Origin of the sequence: Clostridium sp. (assembly GCF_036569345.1) — a bacterium.
Taxonomy (GTDB): domain Bacteria; phylum Bacillota; class Clostridia; order Clostridiales; family Clostridiaceae; genus Clostridium_AD.
On record NZ_DATCQT010000003.1, the window covers coordinates 1 to 10277 of the forward strand.

The 10277-nt window shown below is 28.0% G+C and carries 12 protein-coding genes; 10 read left to right on the forward strand and 2 right to left on the reverse strand.

Going from position 1 to position 10277, the window contains the following annotated elements:
* Window positions 1–103: 103 nt before the first annotated feature.
* Entirely contained in the window at window positions 104–580 is a 477-nt protein-coding gene (locus VIM70_RS00040) for a DUF4342 domain-containing protein (protein ID WP_331942904.1), read from the reverse strand.
* Between the two features lie 245 nt (window positions 581–825).
* Between VIM70_RS00040 and VIM70_RS00045 the strand changes: the two genes are divergently transcribed.
* A complete protein-coding gene (locus tag VIM70_RS00045) occupies window positions 826–2271 on the forward strand; it encodes a DEAD/DEAH box helicase (RefSeq protein WP_331942905.1) in 1446 nt (481 codons plus the stop codon).
* Between the two features lie 405 nt (window positions 2272–2676).
* The gene (locus tag VIM70_RS00050; RefSeq protein WP_331942906.1) at window positions 2677–3003 is read left to right on the forward strand and encodes a hypothetical protein; all 327 of its coding nucleotides are present in this window, start codon (window positions 2677–2679) and stop codon (window positions 3001–3003) included.
* 133 nt (window positions 3004–3136) lie between these two features.
* Here the strand turns inward: VIM70_RS00050 and VIM70_RS00055 are convergent, their stop codons facing one another.
* On the reverse strand, window positions 3137–3835 hold the full coding sequence (locus tag VIM70_RS00055) for a cyclic nucleotide-binding domain-containing protein (protein WP_331942907.1): 699 nt from the start codon (window positions 3833–3835) through the stop codon (window positions 3137–3139).
* Window positions 3836–4036: 201 nt separating this feature from the next.
* Between VIM70_RS00055 and VIM70_RS00060 the strand changes: the two genes are divergently transcribed.
* The 8 genes from VIM70_RS00060 to VIM70_RS00095 all read left to right on the forward strand — a co-directional run bounded on the left by VIM70_RS00060 (window position 4037) and on the right by VIM70_RS00095 (window position 10013).
* Window positions 4037–4459, forward strand: a complete 423-nt coding sequence (locus VIM70_RS00060; protein WP_331942908.1) for a DMT family transporter — start codon at window positions 4037–4039, stop codon at window positions 4457–4459.
* 16 nt (window positions 4460–4475) lie between these two features.
* Complete coding sequence (locus VIM70_RS00065; RefSeq protein ID WP_331942909.1) at window positions 4476–4919, forward strand: DMT family transporter; 444 nt, start codon at window positions 4476–4478, stop codon at window positions 4917–4919.
* 141 nt (window positions 4920–5060) lie between these two features.
* Window positions 5061–6263: a MerR family transcriptional regulator gene (locus tag VIM70_RS00070; RefSeq protein WP_331942910.1), complete on the forward strand. Its 1203-nt coding sequence runs from the start codon at window positions 5061–5063 to the stop codon at window positions 6261–6263.
* A 123-nt stretch (window positions 6264–6386) separates the two neighbouring features.
* Window positions 6387–7571 (forward strand): DegT/DnrJ/EryC1/StrS aminotransferase family protein, encoded by a 1185-nt coding sequence (locus tag VIM70_RS00075; RefSeq protein ID WP_331942911.1) that lies wholly within the window; start codon window positions 6387–6389, stop codon window positions 7569–7571.
* 35 nt (window positions 7572–7606) lie between these two features.
* Window positions 7607–8728 (forward strand): DegT/DnrJ/EryC1/StrS family aminotransferase, encoded by a 1122-nt coding sequence (locus VIM70_RS00080; protein WP_331942912.1) that lies wholly within the window; start codon window positions 7607–7609, stop codon window positions 8726–8728.
* A gap of 131 nt (window positions 8729–8859) precedes the next feature.
* Window positions 8860–9060, forward strand: coding sequence for a hypothetical protein (locus VIM70_RS00085; protein ID WP_331942913.1), 201 nt, complete (start codon window positions 8860–8862; stop codon window positions 9058–9060).
* 36 nt (window positions 9061–9096) lie between these two features.
* Complete coding sequence (locus tag VIM70_RS00090; protein WP_331942914.1) at window positions 9097–9267, forward strand: hypothetical protein; 171 nt, start codon at window positions 9097–9099, stop codon at window positions 9265–9267.
* 14 nt (window positions 9268–9281) lie between these two features.
* Window positions 9282–10013: a TraX family protein gene (locus tag VIM70_RS00095; protein ID WP_331942915.1), complete on the forward strand. Its 732-nt coding sequence runs from the start codon at window positions 9282–9284 to the stop codon at window positions 10011–10013.
* The last annotated feature ends 264 nt before the right edge of the window (window positions 10014–10277 follow it).

The window sequence follows — 10277 nt, forward strand, 5'->3', positions numbered from 1 at the left end:
ATTTTATATATAATTACAGACAATTGTATCTAAATTTTGAATTTAGATATTAAAAATAACCTACATCGATAAAATGTAGGTTGTTAAGTTCTATTAGCGTAAGTTATTCAGTTTTCATTTCTTCATTTATTTTTGTAGTCACTTTATTAACAACAACGGAAATTTTATCAAAAACTTTGTTTACTTCTGAATCTTCATTATTTTTCTTTTGAATCCTTATTTTATGCTTAGTTGCAAAGGCTAATATTAATCCTGTAATTACAACAGGTGCAGCTACTGCAGTTATTATAATGACTAGAGTGATGGAGAGATTTAGTATCACTAAATCATTTTTTTTGATTACTAATTTTGTTTCGTTACCTTTCTTAATAATCTTTTTTATCTTTTCAAAGAATTTGGATCTGCTGAAAGTGCAGTCACTTGAAGATTTTTCCTCAGGCTTAATTTTATTTTGTTTTTCAAGGTATATTAAAGCTTCAATTAGGTTTCCGTCACTTTGTTCTAAGGCATTTTTAGCATCCTCGTAGGTTACATTTGCTCTCTTTCTTAACTCATCAACTTGTTCTAAATTTATTGACATATCAATTCCCCCTCAATTTTTCATATATAACAATTTTAAATTTTTAGTAGCATATAACTTTGATTAACATAAGTTGTTTGTTACTATGTTTTTATTATAAGATGGTGGGATTAAATTTTTATTAGTAGAACATTAGAATTGCATTAGAATTATAAGTTTAAACATGTTATAATATTGACTTATGAGTAAAAGATTTTATTTAAGTTATACTTTAAAATTATATATGAAACAAAGGGGAAGTTAAAATGAGTAACATAAAATTTGAGGAATTTAATATTAGTGAAGAAATATTAAAAGCAATTAATAAATTAGGATATAAAAATCCGTCAGAGGTCCAAGCACAGGTAATACCTATTGCACTTCAAGGTAAAGACATCATAGTCAAATCACAAACAGGTAGTGGGAAAACAGCCGCTTTTGCTATTCCACTTTGTGAGAGTGCAGATATCGAGGAAACTGAGCCTCAAGCATTAGTATTAACTCCAACAAGGGAACTAGCACTTCAAGTAAGCCAAGACATAACCAATATAGGTAGATATAAAAAAATTAGAGCAATAGCTGTTTTTGGTAAACAACCTATAGAAATGCAAAAGAAACAGCTAAAGCAAAGAGTTCACATAGTAGTTGGTACTCCAGGAAGAACATTAGATCATATTGAAAGAGGTAGTATTAATTTAGATAAGGTAAAATATTTAATATTAGATGAAGCAGATGAAATGTTAAGTATGGGATTTATAGAACAAGTAGAAGAAGTAATTAAGGCGGTTCCTAAAAATAGGGTTACTATGTTATTTTCAGCTACAATACCTGAGTCTATTGAAGCAATTTGCGCTAAATACATGGTTAGTCCTGTTAAAATAGAAATAAACCCTGAGCAGTTAACCGTTGATAAAATTGATCAAGTATGTTACGAAGTTGAAGAAGATAAAAAAATTAGTCTACTTAAGAGAGTACTATATATTGAAAATCCAGATTCTTGTATTGTATTTTGTAGAACAAAAGAAAACGTAGATTCAATAACTATTCAAATGAAAAATCGTCATTATTCATGTATTAAGATACATGGAGGGATGCTTCAAAATGATAGATTAGATGCTATGGATAGATTTAAAAAGGGTGAATTTAGATTTTTAGTGGCTACAGATGTTGCGGCAAGAGGAATAGATGTAGAAAATATAACTCATATTATAAATTATGATTTACCACTTGAAAAAGGTAATTACGTTCATAGAATAGGTAGAACAGGAAGAGCGGGAAAACAAGGGAAAGCTATAACTTTTGTAACTCACCATGAAAATAAATTTTTACAAGCAATAGAGCAGTATATTGGCATGGAAATACCTAAGGCAGCAATTCCAACCAAGGAAGAGTCAGAGCCGTTTAGGGATGAATTTTACAAAAAACATGATGCTAAGCCTGTTATTAAAAAGACTAAAGCATCAAATTTTAGTAGTGACATAATGAAGATATATATCAGTGCAGGAAAAAAGAAAAAAATAAGGAATATGGATATTGTAGGAACTATTTGCAATATAGAGGGTATTAGTTCTGATGATATAGGTATTATAGATATTCAAGATAGTTTTTCTCATGTAGATATTATGAATGGAAAGGGCGAGAAGGTATTAGAAGTCCTTAAAAATGGGTCAATTAAAGGAAAAACTATTAGGGTAGAAAAAGCAAATAAATAATACATAATTAAATTACTTTAGAAGATAACATGGGAAATAAAAATGCGGTATGATGATTTAATTATCTACCTTATTTTTATTTTATCTATATTTAAAAATATTAATATCATTTTTAATAAAATAATAAATGAATAAATTAGTAGAGGAATCTGCACAATAATATAGCATATATAATAGTATCTTTTAATGTGAAAATATACGTATTAATTTGACATAATAAACATAGAGTTATAGAATTGTTTATAAATATAATTCAAATACTCTTTAATATGTGTTAGAATGTAAAAGTTGTATGAAGAATTTGGTCAAGGATAACTTTCTATTAACAAATGACTAGGCTATATTAATCATATCAATCATAATAGAAATCATTAATAATATTACCTGTTAAAAAGGAGAGCTATAATGAAAATATTTCAAGATTTAGTAAATGAGACTTTAGAGGTTGAAGATTTGGAGGAATTAGAATCAGCAGCTGATCTATTTCAGTATGGTATTGAAAAAGGATATTACAATAAACGTCAGGCAGATCAATTTAATGTAACGTATTGGAAAATAAAAAATAAATGCTTAGCTTATGAAGTTGCCAAAGAAATAAAAGGCAATAAATTAGATATAATTACTATGGTTACTAGTGCTCCAACTGAAATAAAAGACAATATGCGTGAACTTACTAATTATGTAAATGGTAGAGTTAAGGCATTAAAGGGAAAAATGAATGGAATTAGATAGCATTGCTATTTTACAAATAATGAAAAAAGATTAAGTCAAATCTGCAATATTAATTTATAAAATTGCGGCATTATCCAGGAATAAGGGGTATTTATTTTTGTAAGTATATTTACTTATAAAAAGAGATACCCCTTTATTTATATAAATCACCTGCTAGCTTTTCTAATGCAGATATATTTATAATTGAAATTAAGTTTTTTTCTTTTTTTATTATATTTTCATAACATAATTTATTTATGGTTCTAATTAAATGTCTATAACTTGTTCCAAGTAAATCAGCCATTTCTGTAAACTTATCTGTTATTATTCCACCATCTAAATTAGTTTGCTCACTGTTTTCTGGCATTATAGCAAGTAAATAACTTGATAATCTGTTTTCTAGGGGATAAAGGATATTTATTGAGCTGGCAATAGAGGAGCAAATAAATTTTTTTCCAAGGCTAGCACACATGCACTTAAGGAAAGTTGGATCATTAATAGCGTATTTTCTTATATTACTCATAGATATACCAATGCACAAACATTCATCAATTGCTTCAATGTTTGAATTCGCAGTATCACAATCAAGAAATTCCACATCTCCAATTATATTTAATGGTTTATATAACCTAAAAAGCAGTGATTTACCGTTTTTTAACACAGTATATACCTTTAATTTACCTTTTACAAAAAAGTATAGATAGTTTATTGGTTCATTAGTTTTGACAAGGTGACTTCCCTTATCAAAACTATGCAACTCCATATATTTTCTCATATTTATTCCAAAGAAATCTTCAATATTATAATCTTTTATATAATCATCTAATTGAGTTCCATTATTTATACGTTTCATTTAATTTACTCCTTGTACTTTCATTAGGGATAATAATTATTTATGTTCATATGTCTATTCATTATTATAGTTCTTTAATCTGATTTTGCATAAATATATTAAAGCTAAATATGACATGTGTCATATATAACCTTAAATTTGTATGGTAGTATAATAAAGGAGTTTATGACTAAGGCATAATTAAAGAATGGGGGAAGTTAAATGTATAAGACATCTGCGGTGTTTATAGGCATATTAATTGCTATAATGGTTACCTTTAATGGAGTTTTATCAAAATATACAGATCAGTATGTATCAATATTAATAATTCATGGTGTTGGACTTATTGCTGTAATTGCTATTTTAATATATAAAAAAAAGAAGTTTAGGATACCGAGAAACATACCATTGTACTTGTTTAGTGCGGGTTTAATAGGGGTTTTTATGGTGTTTTTAAATAATTTATGCTTCAATTTACTTGGAGCTTCATTAACCTTATCATTGGGTATATTTGGACAATTAGTTTTAGCTTGCTTAATAGATCATTTTGGACTTTTTGGTTTGAATATTTATAAGTTTAAAAAGAAAAAAGTAATTGGATTTTTTATAATATTGTCGGGATTAATTATTATGATAATATATTAAATAAAGGGAGGAAAGTATGTTATATATAATTTTAGCAATTTTATGTGGTTGTATTACAATAATATCGATGATTATAAATTCGCACTTATCTAAAGAAATAGGGGTTTTTCAAGGAACTCTAATAAATTATGTAGTAGGCTTAATAAGTACTATATTACTTATAATTATAGTGAGAGATCCTATAAACTTATCCTTTGATAGTTATAATAAAATACCATTATGGGCACTTTTAGGCGGGCTGCTAGGGGTGATAGTTGTTGCTAGTTCTAACGTCGTAATTCCTAAAATACCTACCATTTATACTACACTTCTTATATTTATGGGACAGCTTTTTACAGGTATACTTATTGATTATTTTAGAATGGGGTTTATTTCAAAAGGAAAAATTATCGGTGGGATATTAATTCTAGTAGGAATAATTTATAATTCTAAAGTGGATAAGGAAGAATTGCTTATTTAATAGATTTAATGATTTTCTAAAAAAAATCTAAAAAATTTTAATAAACTATTGCATATGACGTAACGTAATGTGTTAGTATAATTATAGAAATCTTAATTACTTAGTTCTATGATCGAAGGTGCATATATAGGAGTGATGACATTGGAAGATAATGAATCACATTTTTTCACAATTGGTGTATTCGCAGAAAAAGCAGGTGTTACCTTAAGAACACTCAGATATTATGATAAAATAGCTTTAATGAAGCCTAGTTCTTATAGTAAATCAGGACATAGATTGTATAGTAATCAAGACTTTGCAAGACTTCAACAGATTTTAACTTTAAAATTTATTGGATTTTCTCTTGATGATATTAAAAAAATAGCACAAAGTGATGTAACTGATAAATTTTTCGTAAAATCATTAGAAATACAAAAAAAAATTATGAAACAAAGGGTTTCTCATACTTTCATGGTAATTAAGGCTATTGATGAAGCCATTGAAATGGAGAGTAAAGCGGATGTCAGTTGGGATAAATTCACCAATATCATCAATGTAATTAACTCGGATAAAAAGTTATTTGAACAGTATGAGAACGCATCGAATTTAAGGGCGAGGATAAATATTCATGAGTTTTTTAGTGTAAATAAATATGGATGGATGAGATGGTATTTTGATGAATTAAATTTACCATCGAAGTGTATGATTCTTGAACTTGGATGTGGAGATGCTAGTTTATGGGAAAAAAATAAAGATAGAATCTCAAAAGGATTAAATATCACTTTAAGTGATTTTTCTAAAGGAATGCTAAATGATGCTAAGCTAACATTAGGAAAAAATGCAGAGAATTTTAAGTTTCAAATTATTGATGCACAAGAGATACCATATGATGATTGTAGCTTTGACGTTGTAATAGCAAACCATATGCTTTATCATGTTGAGAATATTTCAGAAGCTTTGTCAGAAATATATAGAGTTTTAAGGCCAGGTGGATATTTTTATTTCTCAACTGTTGGGCAAAATCATATGATTGAAATAAGAGATATAATGCTTAAGTTTAAATCAGAAACAATGGATATTAAAAGCTCTGATATTACTTCAAGATTTCAACTTGAAAATGGCGATGATAAGTTAAAAAAATGGTTTGTTAATATAGAAATGAAAAGATATGAGGACAATTTAATTGTAACAGAGGCAACACCTATTATTGATTATATATTTTCAATGCCAGGTAATGTGCGAGAAAGTTTTAATGAAGAGAGACTATATGAACTAAGAAAATATTTGAAAGATAAAATTGCTGCAGAAGGTGGAATTTATATAACTAAAGATACAGGTTTTTTTAAGGGACAAAAAAGTATATAACTTGAATTTACATGTACAATATATTTTTTAACTTTTGTGGTTTAATTATATGATTTAAGTGAAAAATAGATAAGAAGATAGTTTAAATCTAAAAAGAAATTTAATTTGAAAGGTAGGATATATATGAAAATAAAAAATATTCCTTTTTCACCACCAGATATAACAGATGCTGAGAAAAAGCTTGTAATGGAGGTTCTAGATTCAGGTTGGATTACGACGGGACCTAAAACTAAGGAGTTTGAAGACAAAGTTGCTAAGTATTGCGATGCAAGTAATGCTGTAGCGCTAGCAAGTGCAAGTGCAGGCTTAGAACTTATATTAAAGGTTTTTAACATTGCAGAGGGTGATGAAGTTATTACAACTCCTTATACATACACAGCTACATCAAATATTATACTTCATAGAGGTATTAAACCAACATTTGTTGATGTTAAAGAAGGTAGCTTTTTAATAGATGAGCAAAAATTAGCTATGGCAATTACACCTAAAACGAAAGCAATAATAACTGTAGATATTGCAGGGGTCCCTGTTGATTATGATGCTATAAGAGCAATACTTAAGGACAAAAACAGAGAAGATATTATATTCATATCGGACTCAGCTCACTCCTTTGGTGCAATATATAAAGGCAAAAAAGTTGGAGCGCAAGCTGATTTTAATGTTTTTTCATTCCATGCAGTGAAAAATTTAATAACAGCAGAAGGCGGTGCAATTACCTTTAATGATAATAATTTTAAAGGTAAGGAAGATTTAGTTAAAGAATTTAAAATAACTTCACTTCAAGGTCAGTCAAAGGATGCTTTGGCTAAGATGAAGGCAGGAGCTTGGAAATATGATATTGTAACAGACGGAATGAAATGTAATATGACGGACATTAATGCAGCTATAGGCATAGCACAACTTGGAAGATATGAAGGAATGCTTTTGCGAAGAAGAGCTATTTTTGATGTTTATACTAAAGCTCTTGCAACTAAAAATTGGGCTATTATTCCGTTTACTAAAGATGAAATTAGAGAGACCTCTTATCATTTATATCCACTAAGATTAAGAGGATTTAAAGAAGCGCAAAGAGATGAATTAATACAAAAGCTTGCAGATATAGGTATAGCGACTAATGTTCACTTTACGCCACTACCTATGTTTACACTTTATAAAAATCTTGGTTATTCTATAGAGGATTATCCAAATGCATATAATCAATATGCTAATGAAATAACACTTCCAGTATACTCAACACTAAAGCTAGAAGATGCAGAGTATGTGGCTCGTGAAGTAATAAAATGCGTAGAAGAAATAATGGCTAAATAACAAACATTTGATAATATAGAGAGGAAGGTTACATTATGAAGGTTAAATTTTTTACACCGACAAGAGAATATCAGGAGAAAAAATCAGAATTCGACAATGCTGTTCTAGGATTTATGGAAAGAGGAGTATCAATGCTAGGTAGAGAGGTAACTGACTTTGAACAAGCAGTTAAAGAATTTACTGGAGCTAAATATGCGATTGGTGTTGCATCAGGTACAGATGCCTTAGTAATGGCATCCGATATACTTGGTTTTAAAGAGGGCAAGGAAGTAATAACTTCACCATTTACTTTTTTAGCTTCTGCATCTTGTATTGCAAAGAATGGTGCAAAACCTGTATTCGTTGATATTGATGAAGAGACTTTTGGTATAGATGCCACTAAAATAGAAGAGAAAATAACAAAAGATACTGTAGGAATTCTTCCAATTCATTTATTTTCACAGATGAGTGATATTGATACAATTATGGATATAGCTAACAGACATAACTTAAGGGTTCTTGAAGACTCAGCAGAATCTTTTGGTATGAGATGGAAAGGTAATGGAACTGACTACAGACATGCAGGTACCATAGGGGACTTTGGTGTATTCTCATTTTTCCCAACAAAGACTTTAGGAGCATATGGTGATGCAGGGATGATAGTAACCAATGATGAGCATTTAGCAAGTCTTGCTAAGATGTATAGAGTTCATGGAGCGTCTAAGAAATACCATTATGATTTTATTGGATATAATTCAAGACTTGATTCAATGCAAGCATGTATATTACAAGTGAAAATCAAATATATAAATGATGCAATTAAAAAGAGAGATCATATTGCAAAATTATATATGAAAAGGTTACAAGAGTGTGAGTTTATTAAAATACCTAAAATTAAAGGAGATCAAAAATCAGTTTATTATGCATTTAATATATTAGCTGATAGACGAGATGAACTTCAAGAATACTTAAAAGCAAATGAAATAGGAACTAGTATTTATTATCCAATTCCACTTCATCTTCAAAAATGTTTTGCATACTTAGGATACAAAAAAGGAGATTTCCCAGTAGCTGAAAAGATATGTGAGAGGATAATCGCACTTCCTATATATCCAGAAATAACTGAAGAAGAAGTTGAATTTGTTTGTGAAACTATAAAGAAATTCTATAAAAAATAAAATAATAAAGCATAAAATCTTGGCATATAGAATGTTCTTTTAGTAGAGCATTTATATATGTCAAATTTTTATTTATAAAAATAATGTATAATAGATTTATATATAATATAAAAGTTCAAAAGGAGTAAATTATGGATAATGAAATCAAGGAAATATTAATACAAATGCAAAAGGAGATTAAGGATATTAGTTTAAGACTTGAAAATGTTGAAAATAACCAAACAAATGTGGCAAATGCTGAGCATAAAAATTGGCATATGTTAGCGGATAAGTTAGGTCAATATGATTTGATATTGCATAAAATTTATGGAAAAAAAACTTCTGAAAAGTAATGAAAAATAATTTTAAATAGTAGGGAGGATACCAATATGGTGTTTTTCCTACTATTTTTATGTGACAAAAGTATATGTAAAACTAATACACTAACTTTCAAGGGAAAACAAATATTAAAAAAAGATATAAAGAGAAGAATAGCTATGGTAAGATATGGAGAGGAAGCTTTAAAGTTACAAATAAAAAGATTTAATATTTTAGTTTAATAAGGGGGATATTCATGACTAGTAGCATGTTAAAAATAATTGCATGTTTATTAATGTTAATAGATCACACTGGGGCAGTATTTTTTCCAAAGGTTCTAATCCTGAGAATGATAGGAAGACTGTCATTTCCTATCTTTGCTTATTTAATTGCAATGGGATATTCTAAAACACATTCCTTTTCTAAATATTTTTCTAGACTTGTTATATTTGCGGCAGTTTCTCAAATACCATTTTCATTAGCGTTTGGTGAAAAGGTTAATATACAAAGTTTATCCGCTTTTATAACTTTTTTTGTAGTAAAACCATATCCACATTTAAATGTATTTTTCACTTTAACAGTTGGATTACTAGCAATACGTATATGGGACAAGGGTAAATCAAAATTTGGTAGTATATTTATTATATTAGCTTTAGGTATAGTAGCTAAATATTTCAATACAGATTATGGGATATATGGAGTGGTTATGATTCTTACATTTTATATTTTTAGAAATAGTAAAATTAAAATAATTATTTCTCAAGTTATTGTATATATATTGTTTAATGCATCAGAAAATTTATATTATTGTTACAAATTTCAAGTTCCGAAAATTGAGTTTGCTTGGTTTATTCAAGTATTGTCACTATTAGCATTAATTATTATATTTTTATATAATGGTAAAAAAGGTAAAAATTTAAAATACATTTTTTATGTCTTTTATCCACTACATTTATTAGTAATAGGATTAATAAAAAATTTTATGTAAAGTAATATTAATAATAAATACATAGTTTATCTTGTTGAATAAAACATTTAAGATATAAATTTTATATTGTTAATATAAGGATGAATAATTTATGGAAAAATTAAAAAACCTATCTACAGATAGGTTCAGGTTGTTTACAAACCCAGTATAATTTTTTATTATACTGGGTTTATTTTACATGTAGTTATGCGATAGCATTTTGAATTATGAATGAGTTAGAACAAAACACTATATTTCGCATTAGAAAATCAAAAAACAGTTGAG